Source organism: Aeromonas piscicola (genome assembly GCF_000820005.1).
GTDB classification, from domain to species: Bacteria; Pseudomonadota; Gammaproteobacteria; order Enterobacterales; family Aeromonadaceae; genus Aeromonas; species Aeromonas piscicola.
In genome coordinates this window covers 89,521-106,432 of the sequence record NZ_CDBL01000032.1, presented here as the reverse complement: position 1 = coordinate 106,432, position 16,912 = coordinate 89,521, and the positions used below count along the sequence as shown (strand labels likewise).

The window sequence follows — 16,912 nt, the reverse complement described above, 5'->3', positions numbered from 1 at the left end:
GGGCCCTATTCCCTGCGCACGTGAGCTGCTGCACCTCAGCAATAAAAAACGCCCGGCAAGTGCCGGGCGTTTTTTATTGTCAGGAGCCTGCCTTGCCAGCGGGCTCAGATGCCGGAGCCGCTCTGCTCGCCACTTTCCTGGGCACTCTCCTTGCCACTCTCCTCGTGCAGGCCGCACTCGCGCTTGAGGCCGAAGAAACGGGTCTGCTCCTCGCTCATGCCCGGCTCCCACTTGGTGGTGGTGTGCACATCGCCGACCGAGAGGTAACCCTGCTCCCACAGCGGGTGGTAGGGGAGATCGAACTCCTTGAAGTAGTAGAAGACATCCTTGTTGCTCCAGTCGATCACCGGCAGGAACTTGAAGCGGCCGCGCTGGATGGCCAGTACCGGCAGCGCGCCCCGGCTGCCTGACTGCTCCCGGCGCAGGCCGGAGAACCAGGTCTGGGCGCCCAGCTCGTTCAGAGCGCGATCCATGGGCTCCACCTTGTTGAGCTGGTTGTAGCGGGTGATCCCCTCGACTCCCTGCTCCCACAAGAGACCAAATCGCGCCTCCTGCCAGGCCGGTGACAACTCGGCCCTGTATATCTTCAGATTGAGCGTGAGGCGCTCGGTCAGCTCATCGATAAAGCGGTAGGTCTCGGGGAAGAGATAACCGGTATCGGTCAACACCACGGGCACATCACTGCGTTCGTGGCTCACCAGGTGCAACATCAGTGCGGCCTGGATGCCGAAACTGGAGGAGAGCACATGCTCCCCCGGCAGCTTCGCCAGCGCCCAGTGCACCCGCTCGGGGGCGCTCATGGCGTCAAGCGCCCGGTTGAGGGGCGCCAGCGCCTCGCTCTGCTCGTCCCGGCTCAGGGAGAGCAGGGCGGAGAGGTCGAGCCTGCCATCGGCGGTCAGTGTCAGCCGCCCGCCATCAGTCAGTTCAGGCTGCATAGAAATCCCTCGCGGAGTCGATGACGGGGGCCACTACCCCTGCGCGGATCACGAAGTCGCCAAAGCACTCGTTCCCGTCGCGCTCCTTGGCCCAGCGGCCGATAAGGCTATCCAGCTCGGCCAGGATCTGCGGCTCAGTGATGTTCTCCTGATAGAGGCGCGGGATGCGGGTCCCCTCCAGGTTGCCACCCAGATGCAGGTTGTAGCGGCCCGGTGCCTTGCCCACCAGACCCACTTCGGCCAGCATGGCGCGGCCGCAGCCGTTGGGGCAGCCGGTGACCCGGAAGATGATGGCGTCATCCGCCAGCCCGTGCTTGGTGAGCAAGCCCTCGATGTCGGTGACAAACGCCGGCAGCATACGCTCGGCCTCGGCCATCGCCAGCGGGCAGGTGGGCAGGGCCACGCAGGCCATGGACTGCTTGCGTTGCTCGCTCACGCCGTCATCCAGCAGGCCATACTGGCGCGCGAGTGCTTCGATGCGCGCCTTCTCGCCAACGGGGACACCGGCGATGATGAGGTTCTGGTTGGCGGTCAGGCGAAAATCCCCCTGATGCACCTTGGCGATTTCCAGCATGCCGGTCTTGAGCGGCTTGCCCGGGAAGTCCAGCAGGCGGCCATTCTCGATAAAGAGGGTCAGGTGGTGTTTGCCATCGATCCCTTCGACCCAGCCGAAGCGATCGCCACGGCTGGTGAACGCGTAGGGGCGCACCTCGCCAAATTTGATGCCGGCGCGGTTCTCCACCTCAGCCTTGAATGCCTCGACACCGACCCGTTCGAGCGTGTATTTGGTCTTGGCGTTCTTGCGGTTGACCCGGTTGCCCCAGTCGCGCTGGGTGCTGACCACAGCGGCCGCCACGTCCAGCACGTGGGAGAGCGGAATAAAGCCAAAGTCGCTCGCCTTACGCGGGTAGGTGCTGGTGTCGCCGTGGGTCATGGCCAGACCACCGCCCACCAGCACGTTGAAGCCCACCAGCTTGCCGTCCTCGGCAATGGCCACGAAGTTGAGGTCGTTGGCATGCACGTCTATGTCGTTGTGGGGCGGGATCACCACAGTCGTCTTGAATTTGCGCGGCAGGTAGTTGGAGCCCAGGATAGGCTCCTCGTCCCCCCCCAGCTTCTCGCCATCCAGCCAGATCTCCACATAGGCGCGGGTCTTGGGCAGCAGGTGTTCGGAGATCTGCTTGGCCCATTCGTAGGCCTCCTGGTGCAGCGCTGACTCCACCGGGTTGCTGGTGCAGAGCACGTTGCGGTTCACGTCGCCAGCGGTGGCGATGGAATCTATGCCCGTGCTGTTGAGGGTCTGGTGCATCAGCTTGATGTCGCGCTTCAATACCCCGTGAAACTGGAAGGTCTGGCGGGTAGTGAGGCGGATGCTGCCATACAGGCTGTGCTCCTCGGCGAACTTGTCGATCACCTGCCACTGGGCCGGGGTGATGATGCCGCCCGGCAGACGGGCGCGCAGCATGACGTTGTGCAGGGGCTCCAGCTTCTGGGCGGTACGCTCCGGGCGTATGTCGCGGTCATCCTGCTGATACATGCCGTGGAAGCGGATCAGCTGGAAGTTGTCGCCGTTGAAGCCGCCGGTGAGGGGATCCTGCAGATCCTGCGCTATGGTGCCGCGCAGGAAGTTGCTCTCGCGCTTGAGGCGCTCGTTGTCGGCCAGCGGTCCTTCTACCGGTCCCGGAATCACTTGTTTGCTCATCAATAGACATCCCTTTGATAACGTTTGGCACGACGCAATTCGCTCAAATACTCTTCTGCTTCCTCACGGCTCTTGTGACCGTGTTCGGCAATCACATCCAGCAGGGCCTCCTGCACATCCTTGGCCATCTTGTTGGCGTCACCACAGACATAGAAGTGAGCGCCTGCTTCCAGCCACTGGTAGAGTTCCAGGCCCGCTTCGCGCAGCCTGTCCTGCACATAAATCTTGTTGGCCTGATCCCGGCTGAAGGCCAGCGAAATCTTCGACAGCAGGCCCGATTTCACATAGCGCTGCCACTCCAGCTGATAGAGGAAGTCCTGGGTGAAGTGGGGGTTGCCGAAGAAGAGCCAGTTCTTGCCCGAGGCATCCTGGGCCTCACGCTCTTGCATAAAGGCGCGGAAGGGGGCGATGCCGGTGCCCGGTCCCACCATGATGACGGGGGTATCGGGATTGGCTGGCAGGCGGAAGTTGTCGTTGTGCTCCACGAACACCCGGACCTCGGCATCCTCAATCAGCCGGTCGGCCAGATAGGAGGAGGCGGCGCCACTGCGCACGGTGCCATCTTCTTGCGGGTAGCGCACCACGCCAACGGTCAGGTGCACCTCTTCTTCCACTTCGCTCTGGGCGGAGGCGATGGAGTAGAGGCGTGGGGTGAGGGGGCGCAGCAGGCCGACCAGCTGTTCTGCGCTCAAGGGGGTCGGGAAGCGTTTCAGCACATCCACCACCTGGGCAGAGGCGACCAGGGCATTGACCTGAGCCTTGTCACCGGCCAGGTCTTTCAGCGCTGCGCTACCCGAGATCTCTGCCAATCCCGTGATAAAGCCGCCGTGCAACCGGGTCAGTTCCAGATTGCGGGTGAGCACCTCGCGCAGGCTGCCATGGGCGGTCGCCTCGTCACCGCTCAGCCCGGCCAGGGCCAGCACTTCGCCGACCAGATCGGCGTCGTTGTCGAACCAGACCCCGAGGGCGTCCCCCGGCTGATAGGTGATGCCGGACGCCTCCAGGCTGATCTCGATATGGCGGATATCCTTGGTGGAATCGCGGCCGGTGATCTTCTGATTCACCGACAGGCGGGCCGGGAAGGGATTTGCCTTGTCGTACTGGCTGTGACCGACAGCCGCTTGCACTGCCCCCGCCACGCTGCTGGTGGCAACCCCGGCAGAAAGCGTGGCGGCAATGGCATTGACCGCCTGCTCGCCCCAGGCCTTGGCTGCATCCTGATAGTCCACATCCAGGCTGGCAAGCTCATGAATGCGATCGGCGCCCGCCTTGGTCAGCAGGCTGTCAAAGTCCTGACCTGTCTGGCAGAAAAATTCGTAGGAGCTGTCACCCAGCCCCAGCACGGCGAACTTGAGCCCCTCGAGTTTGCCGACCTTGCCCTTCTTGAGCTGCTCGAACAGATCGACCGCGCTCTCCGGTGGTTCACCCTCCCCGTAAGTGCTCACTACCACCAGCAGATGGGTCTCTTTCTTGAGTTGCTTGGGTTTGTAGTCCGCCATGGAGGTGAGGGTCACCGGCAGGCCGCGTGCCTCGGCCTGCGCCTTGATGGCACTGGCCACGCCCTTGGCGTTGCCGGTCTGGGATCCGTAGAGAATGGTCAGGCTGCCGCCGGGCGCCGCCAGCGCACCGCTGGCCGCAGCAGGCTGGCTGCCGGATTGGGAGAGACCGTAGAGATAGCCGCTCACCCAGACCAGTTGCTGGGTATTGAGGGTCGAGAGCGCCTGGTTCAGCTGACGTTGTTGTTCATCAGAGAGGGGGGCTAGGTTGGTCAGAGAATCCTTCAATTGCATCACACTCGTCTTCCATGGTCTGATTTTTGGTCAGGTTAAGGGGTGTGATGGATAACAACAAAGAATAAAAATGTCTTTTTTATTCTATTAGTGCATTAAAAACGTACCTGACGGGCTCCTGGGCCCGTTCGGGCAGGGCCCGGTTTCATGGTATAAACGGCGAAGAATGAGCCCGGTCGTGGCACCACAGGAAAAGCGAATGTCGATTATCAGACTGTTTCATGTCAATGCCTTCAGCCGACAGCCCTTTGGCGGCAACCCGGCCGTGGTGGTACTGGGGCCGGCCCAGTCCGATGCGCGGCTGCAGGCCATGGCGGCCGAGTTCAACCTGTCGGAGACCGCCTTCCTCAGTCCCTTGGGGGCGGCGCACTATCGGCTGCGCTGGTTTACCCCCAAGGTAGAGGTGGATCTCTGTGGTCACGGCACCCTGGCGGCCGCCCATGTGCTGTGGCAGACGGGGGCTGTGGCACCGCAGGAGGTCATCCGCTTCGAGACCCGCAGCGGGGAACTGCTGGCCAGGCGCGAGGGGGAGTGGATTCGGCTCGACTTCCCGCGCATTCCGCTCACGCCTCTGGCGATGGATCCGGCCTATGGGGCGGCGGTTGGTTGTACACCCGTGCAGACCCTGGCCGCCGGCGCCAAGTTTCTGCTGGAGCTGGCAAGCGAGGAGGAAGTCCGCGCGCTCACCCCCGATTTTCACGCCCTGGGCGCCCTGCCCGGTCGCGGCCTGATAGTGACGGCCCCTTCCAGCCGCGGGGATGATGACTTCGTCTCTCGCTACTTCGCCCCCTGGGTCGGGGTGGATGAGGATCCCGTCACCGGCTCCAACCACTGTGCCCTGACGCCCTTCTGGGCCGAGCGTCTCGGCAAGACTCGACTGAAGGCGCGCCAGATCTCGGCGCGCGGCGGGGAGCTTGTGCTCGAGTTGCAGGGGGACCGGGTGCTGATGTCGGGCCAGGCGCTGACCCTGTGGCAGGGGGAGTGGCTGCTGCCGCCCACCTCATGAGGTGCCGCCAGCGTGAGGGACCGCCACCGGGCTGCCTTCGCCATAAAAAACGCCCCGCAGTTGCGGGGCGTTTCATTGCCATCGAGGCGCAGGTCAGGCCTGCGCATCGGGCTTATTTCTGTTGCGGGCGCAGGGCAGGGAACAGGATGACGTCGCGGATGGTGTGGCTGTTGGTGAACAGCATCACCAGACGGTCGATACCGATACCCTGACCGGCAGTGGGCGGCAGGCCGTGTTCCAGCGCAGTCACGAAGTCGGCGTCATAGAACATGGCTTCGTCGTCACCGGCTTCTTTCTGGTTCACCTGATCCTGGAAGCGCTTGGCCTGATCTTCCGCATCGTTCAGCTCGGAGAAGCCGTTGGCCAGCTCGCGGCCACCGATGAAGAACTCGAAGCGGTCGGTCACGTCCGGGTTCACGTCGTTGCGGCGCGCCAGCGGGGAGACGGCTGCCGGGTACTCGGTGATGAAGGTCGGTTGCAGCAGCATGTGCTCCACCGTCTCTTCGAAGATGGCGGTGATCACGTGACCCAGCTCCCAGCCCTTCATCAGCTCGATGTGCAGACGCTTGGCAACGGCCTTGGCGCTCTCCAGGGTGGAGAGATCTTCCAGGGTAACGCCATCGGCGTACTTCAGGATGGAGTCCACCATGGTGAGGCGCTGGAACGGCTGACCGAAGTCGATGGTCAGACCCTCTTCGCCCTCTTTGGCGTAACGGATCTTGGTGTCGCCCAGAATGTCCTGCGCCAGGGTGCGCAGCAGCTCTTCAGTCAGGTCCATCAGATCGATGTAGTCGGCATAGGCCATGTAGAACTCGATCATGGTGAACTCGGGGTTGTGACGAACCGAGATGCCTTCGTTACGGAAATTGCGGTTGATCTCGTACACGCGCTCGAAACCACCCACAACCAGACGCTTCAGGTAGAGCTCGGGTGCGATACGCAGGTACATGTCGATGTCCAGCGCATTGTGGTGAGTGACGAACGGACGCGCGGAGGCGCCACCCGGGATGACCTGCATCATGGGGGTTTCTACTTCCATGAAGCGCTTGTCGTTGAAGAACTTGCGGATGCCGGCAACGACCTTGGTGCGGATCATGAAGGTCTTGCGGGACTCTTCGTTGGCGATCAGATCCAGGTAACGCTGACGGCAGCGCGCTTCCTGGTCGGTCAGGCCCTTGTGCTTCTCGGGCAGCGGACGCAGTGCCTTGGTCAGCAGACGTATGGTGGATACGTGCACCGAGAGTTCGCCGGTGTTGGTGCGGAAAAGAGTGCCTTCCACGCCGACTATGTCACCCAGATCCCACTTCTTGAACTGCTCGTTGTAGAAGCCTTCCGGCAGATCGTCACGGGTCACGTAGACCTGGATCTTGCCAGCCATGTCCTGCAGGGTGGCGAAGGACGCCTTGCCCATGATCCGGCGGGTCATGATGCGACCGGCAATCTTCACCTGTTTACCCAAGGCCACCAGTTCTTCGGCGCTCTTGTCGCCAAACTCGGCGTGCAGATCGCCGGAGAGGCTGTCACGACGGAAGTCGTTGGGGAAGGGGTTGCCCTGGGCACGCAAGGCGGCCAGCTTGGAACGACGCTCCGTCATCTCGTTGTTCAGTTCGAGAGTGTGGTCGACTTCCGGAGTTGTGGTTTGTTCAGACATGGTGATTCCTGCTGTTCTGTTTTTTACAGGCCTGACTTCAGGCTAGCTTCGATAAACTTGTCCAGGTCGCCGTCGAGTACCGCTTGGGTATTGCGGGTTTCGACGCCGGTACGTAGATCCTTGATGCGCGCATCATCCAGCACATAGGAACGGATCTGGCTGCCCCAGCCGATATCGGACTTGGTCTCTTCGAGGGCTTGTTTCTCAGCGTTTTGCTTCTGAATTTCCAGCTCGTAGAGCTTGGCTTTCAGCTGCTTCATACACTGATCTTTGTTTTTGTGCTGGGAACGATCGTTTTGGCACTGTACCACGACACCGGTCGGAACGTGGGTGATACGTACTGCGGATTCGGTCCGGTTGACGTGCTGACCACCGGCGCCGGAGGCACGGTAGACGTCGATACGCAGGTCTGCCGGGTTGATCTCGATGTCGATGTCGTCATCGATCTCGGGATAAACGAAGATGGAGCAGAACGAGGTGTGGCGGCGGCCACCGGAATCGAACGGAGATTTGCGAACCAGACGGTGGACGCCGGTTTCGGTGCGTAGCCAGCCGAAGGCGTATTCGCCGGTGAACTTGATGGTGGCGGACTTGATGCCGGCCACGTCGCCGTCAGAGAGTTCGATCAGCTCCGGCTTGTAACCGTGGGCATCACCCCAGCGCAGGTACATGCGCAGCACCATGTTGGCCCAATCCTGTGCTTCGGTACCACCGGAGCCGGACTGGATGTCGATGTAGCAGTCGGAGGCGTCGTGCTGACCGGAGAACATGCGGCGGAATTCCAGATCCACCAGCTTGGACTCCAGCACATCGGCTTCGGCCACGGCTTCGTTGAAGGTCTCTTCGTCTTCCCCTTCCACCGCCAGGCTTACCAGCATCTCGACGTCTTCGGCGCCCTGGGTCAGGGTGTCTATGGTGCCCACCACGTTTTCCAGCGTGACGCGCTCCTTGCCCAGCGCCTGTGCGCGCTCCGGCTCATTCCATACGTCCGGCTGTTCCAGCTCGGCGTTGACCTCTTCTAGACGCTCTTTCTTTGCGTCATAGTCAAAGGTACCCCCTAAGAAGCTCGGTCCTCTCAGACAGCTCCTTAAGCTTGTTTAATACAGGATTGACTTCAAACATCGTGAAAACTCTCGGGGTCGATGTGATTTAAAAACAGGATATTCTAGCCAATTGTGGAAGGAATAAACAGGGTCGCCTGTCCTTGTGCGCGTCCTGTAGTCAATTTCTGATGCAGTTTTCCCCAACTCGGTGGAAAATATCGCCCGCAGACTCATTTTCAGGTTCAGTTTCGGCCTGTCGGGTCGCTAATACCGATGCAGTGCTGTGCACTTTTGGGAAATCCTGTTCCTGACCTCATAAGAAGAAATCATGATGAAAAACCTATCACTCAAGCAGAAGATACTGTTGTCAGTGGTGATCGCCTTGTCATTGGTGATCCTGCTGCTCTCCTGGCAGAGCTATACCAGCCAGAAGTCCCTGTTGCTGCAAGGCAGTCAGGAACAGGTGCAACGCCTCGGCAGCCAGCAGGCCGCCAGTGTCAGTGACTGGCTCTCCGCCCGTCGCGATGTCATCCAGGCGCTCGGCAGCAAGGCCGGTGCCGAGCCCCTCAACGCCCTGCAACAGGCACAAGTCTCGGGTCGCTTCCAGCTCACCTACTTCGGTGAGGGCAGCGGCAAGATGAACGACTCTGACCCTTCCATCAACCGTGACGGTTATGACCCGCGCTCCCGTGGCTGGTATCAGGAAGCCATGAGCAAGGGCGGCCTCATAGTGACCAAGCCCTATCTGGACGTGGCCTACAACATCATGGTGGTGACCCTGGCCCAGCCGGCACAGGGCGGGGTGGTCGGTGGTGATCTCTCCATCGCCTCCCTGGTGGAAGACGTCACCAAGATGAAGCTGCCCGCCGATGGCATCGCCATCATGATGCACAAGGACGGCACCGTCATCGCGTACAAGGACGCGGCCAAGGCGATGAAGCCGGCCACCGAGATCGACAACGATCTGACCAACGCCCTGATCGAACAGAGCAAGGCCAGCAACAGCCTGATCCCGGCCTACTTCGACAACGAAGGCCGTGACAAGCTGCTGTGGGCCGTGGATATCCCGGATACCGACTGGGAGCTGGTACTGGTACTGGACAAGGAAACCCTGGAAGCCCCGCTCTCTTCCCTGTTGATGACCCAGCTTGGCCTAGCCCTGCTGGTGCTGGTGGGCAGCATCATCGCCATCTCCTGGCTGGTCAGCCTGCTGCTCGGCCCGCTCAGCAAGGTCTCCCAGGCTCTGGCCCGCATCGCTGACGGTAACGGCGATTTGACCCAGCGCATCAAGATCGACGCCAACGACGAAGTGGGCCAGCTGGCCAACAGCTTCAACCGTTTCGTTGGCAGCCAGCACCAGCTGATCGGCAACATCCGCAAGCTGGCCAACGAGCTGAACGCCGATGCCGAGCGCAGTCTGGTGACCAACCAGGCCGCCGTGGACGAGCTGCAGCGTCAGCAGCAGGAAGTGACCATGGTCGCCACCGCCGTCACCGAGATGGCGAGCGCCACCATGGAGATCGCCGGCAACGCCGAGAACACCGCTGCAGCGGCCCAGCAATCCGCCCAGAGCAGTGAACAGGGCAAGATGCTGGTGAACCAGACTCGCCAGTCCATCAACGGCCTGGCCGAAGAGGTAGGGCAGGCGACCGAGGTGATCGGCGAGTTGAGTCGTCACGCCCAGGCCATCTCCGGCATCCTCTCCACCATCCAGGGCATCGCCGAGCAGACCAACCTGCTGGCGCTGAACGCGGCCATCGAAGCGGCACGCGCCGGTGAACAGGGCCGTGGTTTCGCCGTGGTGGCGGACGAGGTGCGGGTGCTGTCACGTCGTACCCAGGACTCAACTCAGGAGATCCAGTCCACCATAGAGACGCTGCAACAGACCACGGCCCGTGCGGTCAGTCTGATGCAGACCAGCCAGGGGCTGGCCGACAACAGCGTGAAAGACGCCGATGCCGCCGCCGCCGCGCTGGAAGAGATCACCCGGGCCGTGTCGCTCATCTCCGACATGGCGGGTCAGATCGCCACCGCCGCCGAGGAGCAGACCCAGGTGACTGGCGAGATCACCCAGAACACCACCGCCATCAAGGATGTGAGTGACGAGATCACCGCCGCCGCCATGCGCGATCTGGATCAGGCTCATAGCCTCAAGGGTCGCGCCACCGATCTGAACCAGCAGGTGTCGACCTTTATCCTGTAAGAGATGATGCCGATAGGACGCTGGCTGGCGTCCCATCCTGAACAAAGCCCCCCACCCTGGTGCGGGGCTTTCTGTTATCTGCGGTCTGGCTGTTTCATGACAGGTGAAAGTTGGCTGGCGCCCATGATTGCGGTTGCCGCCAGGGGGGAGCCAGCAGGCGATGGCGCCGCACAGCCAGATGCCTGCAAGCAAAGAGCCCACCATGAGGTGGGCTCTTGTTCATATCACGTCTGGCCGAGCGGTTTACAGGAAGGGGAGCGCCATAAACAGCTTGATCACCATGGCGTTGATGATGTCGATGAAGAAGGCCCCCACCATGGGCACCACCAGGAACGCCAGATGGGACGGGCCGAAGCGCTGGGTGATGGCCTGCATGTTGGCAATGGCCGTCGGGGTGGCCCCCAGGCCGAAGCCGCAGTGGCCCGCCGCCAGCACGGCCGCGTCATAGTTGCTGCCCATGACCCGGAAGGTGACGAAGATGGCGTAGAGCGCCATCGCCACCGTCTGGGCGGCCAGCAGGATGAAGATGGGCAGTGCCAGGCTGGCGAGATCCCAAAGCTTCAGGCTCATCAGCGCCATGGCCAGGAACAGCGACAGGCTGACGTTGCCGAGCAGAGAAACCTCGCGGTCGCTCACCTCATGCCAGTTGAACAGGGTCAGCAGGTTGCGCAGCAGCACACCGACAAACAGCACGCAGACAAAGATCGGCAGCTCCAGCGCGCCGCCCTTGAGGGAGGCGGAGAGCAGTTCGCCCCCTTTGAGGCTGATGGCGATCAGCGCCAGCGTCTCGATCAGGCTGAAGGTGGTGAGCGGGCGCTCCATGTCGGGCATCTCGAAGCCCTTGGGCGCCTCATCCTTGTTGTGCTCCTCACCGGGCACCTGCACCTTCTTGACCAGATAGCGGGCCACCGGGCCCCCGATCAGGCCGCCCAGCACCAGGCCGAAGGTGGCACAGGCGATGGCGAGTTCGGCGGCGGATTGCACCCCGTACTTCTCGGCGAAGGTGGCGCTCCAGGCTGCGCCTGTGCCGTGGCCGCCGGAGAGGGTGATGGAGCCAGCCAGCAGCCCCATGTGGGGATCCAGGCCGAGCAGGGTCGCCAGACCCACACCCAGGCTGTTTTGCACCAGCAGCAGGCCGGTCACCACCATCAGGAAGGTGATCACTGCCTTGCCGCCGCGCTTGAGGCTGGCGAGATCGGCGGAGAGACCGATGGAGGCGAAGAAGGCCAGCATCAGCGGGGTCTGCAAACTGGTGTCGAATTGCAACTCCAGCTGCAGAGTCGAGCGCAGCAGCAACAGCACCAGAGCGACCACCAGGCCGCCGGCAACCGGTTTGGGGATGTTGAAGGTTCGCAGCAGCCCGACTCGGGTCACCAGCAAACGACCGAGCAGCAACACCAGGGTGGCTGCGACCAGGGTGGCGTAGGAATCAAGTTGTAGCATTCAGTACTCCCATGTTGATTGGCTGTGTCTTTCGTTGATGAAGACTCACAGATTCAGCCGGGATAAAAACAGTGTGGCTCACGTGCCAACAAAGAAAGGGCTATATGCCCCCGTCCCACGCAAAAATGGGATCGATGTGGGCCTGAACGGATCAGGCATCCAGATGAGATTTATGAAAAATCCAGCGGATAGTAGCAAAAAGCACCGCTTATATCCAGATTTGTCAGATTAATGGTCAGGTTTGCACTTTATTGTGACATTTAACACTATTGGGTTAGTCGCCGTTTAATACGGCATGCAGGCCATTTCCCGGCTGTCATTTGGGGCGCCAGTCTCTATAATTCGCCGGTTTCCAGCCCATCAAGCGGCAACGGACGGGATGTGAAGACACGGGTTCGTTTCCCATGGGGATTCATGGTCTGCGGGCATTGAGCCCATTAACACGGGTGTTGTGCCCATCAAAGAGGAGAGGGTGTGAAGAAGTCCATCTACATTGCCTACACAGGCGGCACCATAGGGATGCAGCGCTCCGACCACGGCTATGTGCCGATGGCGGGCTTCATGGAAGACTGTCTGGCGCGGATGCCCGAGTTTCATCGCCCCGAGATGCCGGATTACCATATTCACGAATACGATCCCCTCATCGACTCTTCCGACATGACGCCGGCGGACTGGCAGCGCATCGCCGAGGACATTCGAGACAACTACGAGAAATACGACGGCTTCGTGATCCTGCACGGCACAGATACCATGTCGTTCACCGCCTCGGCCCTCTCATTCATGCTCGAAGATCTGCACAAGCCGGTGATCATCACCGGCTCCCAGATCCCGCTGGCCGAGCTGCGCTCCGACGGTCAGCAGAACCTGCTCAACGCCCTCTACATCGCGGCCAACTACCCGATCCACGAGGTGACGCTGTTTTTCAACAACCAGCTCTATCGCGGCAACCGCAGCAAGAAGGTGCACGCCGATGGCTTCCACGCCTTCGATTCACCGAACTATCCGCCGCTGCTCAACGCCGGCATCGCCATCTCGCTGGAAGCGGGCGAGCTGGGCGCACCGTCCGAGCGACCGCTGGTGCTGCACGACATCACCCCCCAGCCCATCGGCGTGGTGACCCTCTATCCGGGCATCTCCAGCGAGGTGATCGCCAACATATTGCAGCAGCCGGTGAAGGCGCTGATCCTGCTCTCCTTCGGGGTGGGCAACGCGCCGCAGAACCCAGCCATGCTGGCGCTGCTCTCCGAGGCCTCGGCCCGGGGCGTCATCATAGTCAACCTGAGCCAGTGCCTGCACGGCAAGGTCAACATGGGGGGCTATGCCACCGGCAACGCGCTGTCTCGCGCCGGGGTCATCTCGGGCTTCGACATGACCGCCGAGGCGGCGCTGACCAAGCTGCACTTCCTGCTGAGCCAGGACTTGCCGGCACCGCGCATTCGCGAGCTGATGCAGCAGTCCCTGCGCGGTGAACTGACCCCCTAACCTGTTTCCCCCTCACCCTAACCCTCTCCCAGTGGGAGAGGGGATAGATCGAGGTACTGTTGGCAGCGAGGCTTGCCATGAAGATCGCCGGCAGGTGGCCCGCTTACTGTCCGCAGGCTGCGAGCCTGCTCCTTTCTCCCCTGGCGGGAGAAGGGCTGGGATGAGGGGGGGACCCTGTATAGATAGGAAAAAGAGGGGAGCCATATTGGCTCCCCTCTTTGCTGTGTGCCGCAGTGCAGCGGCAGGCCCGTCTCAGTGGCTGAGGTCGACCCTGACTATCTCTTCTTCATCGCGGTGCTTCGATGCTTGAGCTCGCCCTCAGTGGCTGAGGTCTACTCGGACGATCTCTTCCTCATCGCGATACTGGCGCTTGAGCTCGCTCTTGCTCTTCATCACTATCTCGCCGTCACGGCCTATGTTCATGTGCTCGGGATTGTCGATGTGCATCGCCTGCCAGGCCATCACCGCCTGCAGCGAGGTGGCCTTCTGCTCGTCGGTGAGGGGCTTGCCATCGGGCCACTTGCCCAGCTCGACCGCGGTCTTGAGCCGCTCATACACTTCTTTGGGCATCTGTCTGATGGCCTGTTGAAACTCACCCTGCTGAAACGACATCCGGCCTCTCCTTGAACATTGAGCCATGAAGGGATCAGGCGGGCAGATCCTGGCGAACCGCGCCAGCCATCTGCTCCATCACCCGCACTACCTGACAACTGTACCCGAACTCGTTGTCATACCATACGTAGAGCACGCAGTGATCCCCCTCGGCTATGGTGGCCTGGGAGTCGACTATGCCCGCGAAGCGCGATCCCACCATGTCGGAGGAGACCAGCTCTGTACTGGCACTGAAATCGATCTGGCGGTGGAGTGCCGAGCTTAGCGCCATCTGCTGCAGATAGGCATTGAGACTCTCCCTGTCGGTGCTTTGCTCCAGCGACAGGTTGATGATGGCCAGCGACACGTTGGGGGTTGGCACCCGGATGGCGTTGCCGGTCAGCTTGCCCTTGAGCGCCGGCAGTGCCTTGGCCACCGCCTTGGCGGCGCCCGTGCTGGTCATTACCATGTTGAGGGCCGCGCTGCGACCGCGACGCTCGCCCTTGTGATAGTTGTCTATCAGGTTCTGGTCGTTGGTGTAGGAGTGCACCGTCTCCACGTGGCCGTGGCGGATGCCGTACTTGTCCTGCATCACCTTGAGCACGGGGGTGATGGCGTTGGTGGTGCAGGAGGCGGCGGAGATGATCTTGTCATCCGGCCCGATCACCTCGTGGTTGACTCCGAACACCACGTTCTTCATCTCTCCCTTGCCGGGGGCGGTCAGCAGCACACGGGCGGCGCCGCGTGCCTTGAGGTGTTCGGACAGACCGGCTTCGTCACGCCAGACTCCCGTGTTGTCGACGATCAGCGCATCCTGAATGCCATAGGCGGTGTAGTCGATGTCGGCCGGGCTGTTTGCATAGATCACCTGGATGAAGGTGCCGTTGGCTATGATGGCGCTGCGCTCCACATCCACCTCGATGGAGCCGTTGAAGGGGCCGTGTACCGAGTCGCGACGCAGCAGGCTGGCGCGTTTCTCCAGATCCCCCTCGCGGCCACCGCGCACGACTATGGCGCGTAGACGCAGGGAGTTGGCGGCGCCGGTGCGCTCGATCAGCAGCCGGGCCAGCAGGCGGCCGATGCGGCCAAAGCCGTACAGCACAACATCAGTGGGGGCCGGCACGCCGCGACCCAGTGCCGGTGCCAGCTTGGCGCGCAGGTAGTCGTCTATGCCCGCCTCGTCCTGGTGATCCTGCCAGTAGCCCACGGCCAGCTTGCCCAGATCGATCTCGGCGGCGGTCGGGTTGAGGGCCAGGATGGCCTGCAGCAGGGGGAAGCTCTGTTGGATGGGCAGCGGTGCGCCCTGATGGCGGCGGACGACCCTGTGGGCCTTGAGGATGTCGATGGTGGAGGCGTTTTGCAGGGGACGTCCGTAGACGGTGATCTCGATCCCTTGCTGTCGGTAGAGGCGACCTATCAAGGGTTGCATGGCTTCGGCGAGCTCCTGGCTCTCCTGCCACGCTTGCAAGTAGTGCTCGTGGGTCATTAACCAGATCCTTTATTTCACGTTGTTGGGGCAAATAGAAATTCGTCGAATGCAGATCAGTGTAGGGATGTATATTTCATTATATTATTCTGCAGTCGCGGCCTTATACGGCGCGCGCATTGTAATGGATATGTAATCTGTTTGCTAGCCAAGGGTGGCCGTGACAGGCTGCAATTGTTACCAACAAGATGTGAACCATGACCCATTTTCCAGCGCGTTCCCTGCTCTTCGGCCTCTGTTGCGGCCTGACCCTCACGGCCTGCAACGACGACAGGATCCACAACATCTGCGCCAATCATCCGACCCTCTGCCAGGACTTGGTGGACGATGGCTGGTGTCGCTATGAGCGAACCGACGTCATCCGGGCTCGCTACCATCTGCAGGAAGAGGGGACGGACAGGCGCAAATATGATGTGATGCGCAGCCTGGAGCGTTACCTCAAGTGCGCCGAGCGCTCTACCAATATCGAATACAAGACGGCCCGGGAGCAGAAGAGCCCTCGGGTGGAGGGGATGCTGGCGGCCGGCGATCAGCTGGCCCAGCTCGATGCCGCTACCCGCAACTCGCAGGACCCGTATCTGCTGCTCTGGCACTGGACCAACAACACCAACGAGCTGGCACGCCAGCAGTTCATGGCGCTGGAGGGGCAGCCCGTGCTGGAGGAGCCCGAGTTGCAGCTGGCGCTGGGGGGTATTCATGCCAAGAGCGAACCGCAGAAGGCTATCGCGCTCATGCACCATGCGCTCACCCTCTATCGGGAAGGGGATAAGGTTAACAGCCGGATCCTCACCTCTCTCAGCACCCTCTACATGGGCCAGAAGGAGTATGGTCTGGCCTATCTGTGGGGCAAGGTGAGCGAGTCGTTCCAGAATACGCCCGAGGTTTCGGCCAAGCGCTTCGGCCTCTATCACTCCCTGAGCAAAGCCGATCAGGAGGCCTGGGACAGCCAGGCCGCCACCCTGGTCGAGCAGCTAAAAAGCGGGACTTACCGTCCCTGAACCTGATGAATCACATTGAACAACTGGCCAGTGACTGGCCTCACCCCTTCGATATCCAGTTCATGCGTGGCCAGGTGACCACGGGTGGCCGCCAGCTGGAGCGCGTCACCGTCAGGGCCATAGTCCTGCGCGGTGACCGGCTGCTGCTGGTTCACTCCCGGGTCAACGGCGATCTCATGTTTCCCGGTGGCGGCATCGAGGAGGGGGAGTGCCACAGTGCAGCTCTGGCGCGTGAACTGCGGGAGGAGTGTGGCGCCGAGCTGGTGGCAGTCGGCGCCCTGCTCGGCCAGACCCGGGAGTATCGAGCCGCCCGCGAGGCCGACTACGACGCCTATTGCATCCGCTCCTTCTACTACCTCTGCCAGGTGGGGGAGGACTGGAGCGAGCCGCGGCCCCAGCCCTACGAGGTGCGGCTCGGCTTCACACCTGGCTGGTTCGAGCTGGACTATGCCCTGCAGACCAACAAGACCCAGCTGGCAGGCCCCTGCCCCCAGTGGACGGCGCGGGAGACCCGGGTGCTGGCCGAGCTGCACCACTGGCACGAATCTGGCCTGCTGGCGTGACTCGGGCCCCTTTGAGGCA

The 16,912-nt window shown here is 61.8% G+C and carries 13 protein-coding genes; 5 read left to right on the top strand and 8 right to left on the bottom strand.

Annotated elements, in window-relative coordinates; all coding sequences use genetic code 11:
- Positions 1 to 104: 104 nt before the first annotated feature.
- Genes BN1128_RS04935 through BN1128_RS04925 form a run of 3 tightly spaced genes read right to left on the bottom strand, consistent with a single transcriptional unit; the run spans position 105 to position 4,427 of the window.
- Positions 105 to 935 (bottom strand): phosphoadenylyl-sulfate reductase, encoded by an 831-nt coding sequence (locus tag BN1128_RS04935; RefSeq protein WP_042866689.1) that lies wholly within the window; start codon positions 933 to 935, stop codon positions 105 to 107.
- Entirely contained in the window at positions 925 to 2,637 is a 1,713-nt protein-coding gene (gene cysI / locus BN1128_RS04930; RefSeq protein ID WP_042866688.1) for an assimilatory sulfite reductase (NADPH) hemoprotein subunit, read from the bottom strand. Before cysI ends, BN1128_RS04935 begins: the two co-directional genes overlap by 11 nt.
- Entirely contained in the window at positions 2,637 to 4,427 is a 1,791-nt protein-coding gene (locus BN1128_RS04925; protein ID WP_042866687.1) for an assimilatory sulfite reductase (NADPH) flavoprotein subunit, read from the bottom strand. The genes cysI and BN1128_RS04925 overlap by 1 nt, the downstream gene beginning before the upstream one ends.
- Positions 4,428 to 4,626: 199 nt before the next feature.
- Between BN1128_RS04925 and BN1128_RS04920 the strand changes: the two genes are divergently transcribed.
- Positions 4,627 to 5,433 (top strand): PhzF family phenazine biosynthesis protein, encoded by an 807-nt coding sequence (locus BN1128_RS04920; protein WP_042866686.1) that lies wholly within the window; start codon positions 4,627 to 4,629, stop codon positions 5,431 to 5,433.
- A 112-nt stretch (positions 5,434 to 5,545) separates the two neighbouring features.
- Here BN1128_RS04920 and lysS read toward each other — a convergent pair whose 3' ends face one another.
- Both lysS and prfB read right to left on the bottom strand, forming a co-directional pair.
- Positions 5,546 to 7,084 (bottom strand): lysine--tRNA ligase, encoded by a 1,539-nt coding sequence (gene lysS, locus BN1128_RS04915; protein WP_042866684.1) that lies wholly within the window; start codon positions 7,082 to 7,084, stop codon positions 5,546 to 5,548.
- A 23-nt stretch (positions 7,085 to 7,107) separates the two neighbouring features.
- Positions 7,108 to 8,206, bottom strand: a protein-coding gene (gene prfB, locus BN1128_RS04910; protein WP_156140119.1) for a peptide chain release factor 2 whose coding sequence is annotated in 2 segments (ribosomal slippage) — positions 7,108 to 8,130 and positions 8,132 to 8,206 — 1,098 coding nt in all. Because the reading frame shifts where the segments join, the coding sequence is not laid out codon by codon here.
- A gap of 252 nt (positions 8,207 to 8,458) precedes the next feature.
- On the opposite strand from prfB, the gene BN1128_RS04905 reads away from it, so the two are divergent.
- Positions 8,459 to 10,330, top strand: a complete 1,872-nt coding sequence (locus BN1128_RS04905) for a methyl-accepting chemotaxis protein (protein ID WP_042866794.1) — start codon at positions 8,459 to 8,461, stop codon at positions 10,328 to 10,330.
- Between the two features lie 243 nt (positions 10,331 to 10,573).
- Here the strand turns inward: BN1128_RS04905 and gltS are convergent, their stop codons facing one another.
- The gene (gene gltS, locus BN1128_RS04900; protein ID WP_042866683.1) at positions 10,574 to 11,773 is read right to left on the bottom strand and encodes a sodium/glutamate symporter; all 1,200 of its coding nucleotides are present in this window, start codon (positions 11,771 to 11,773) and stop codon (positions 10,574 to 10,576) included.
- A gap of 474 nt (positions 11,774 to 12,247) precedes the next feature.
- Between gltS and ansA the strand changes: the two genes are divergently transcribed.
- Positions 12,248 to 13,255: an asparaginase gene (gene ansA, locus BN1128_RS04895; protein ID WP_042866682.1), complete on the top strand. Its 1,008-nt coding sequence runs from the start codon at positions 12,248 to 12,250 to the stop codon at positions 13,253 to 13,255.
- Positions 13,256 to 13,573: 318 nt separating this feature from the next.
- Here the strand turns inward: ansA and BN1128_RS04890 are convergent, their stop codons facing one another.
- Both BN1128_RS04890 and BN1128_RS04885 read right to left on the bottom strand, forming a co-directional pair.
- The gene (locus BN1128_RS04890) at positions 13,574 to 13,867 is read right to left on the bottom strand and encodes a YeaC family protein (protein WP_042866681.1); all 294 of its coding nucleotides are present in this window, start codon (positions 13,865 to 13,867) and stop codon (positions 13,574 to 13,576) included.
- A gap of 34 nt (positions 13,868 to 13,901) precedes the next feature.
- Entirely contained in the window at positions 13,902 to 15,332 is a 1,431-nt protein-coding gene (locus tag BN1128_RS04885) for a glyceraldehyde-3-phosphate dehydrogenase (RefSeq protein ID WP_042866679.1), read from the bottom strand.
- Positions 15,333 to 15,529: 197 nt separating this feature from the next.
- Here BN1128_RS04885 and BN1128_RS04880 point away from each other — a divergent pair, with 197 nt between their 5' ends.
- Positions 15,530 to 16,330 (top strand): DUF2989 domain-containing protein, encoded by an 801-nt coding sequence (locus tag BN1128_RS04880; RefSeq protein WP_042866678.1) that lies wholly within the window; start codon positions 15,530 to 15,532, stop codon positions 16,328 to 16,330.
- A 5-nt stretch (positions 16,331 to 16,335) separates the two neighbouring features.
- A complete protein-coding gene (locus BN1128_RS04875) occupies positions 16,336 to 16,893 on the top strand; it encodes an NUDIX domain-containing protein (RefSeq protein ID WP_042866677.1) in 558 nt (185 codons plus the stop codon).
- Positions 16,894 to 16,912: the final 19 nt, after the last annotated feature.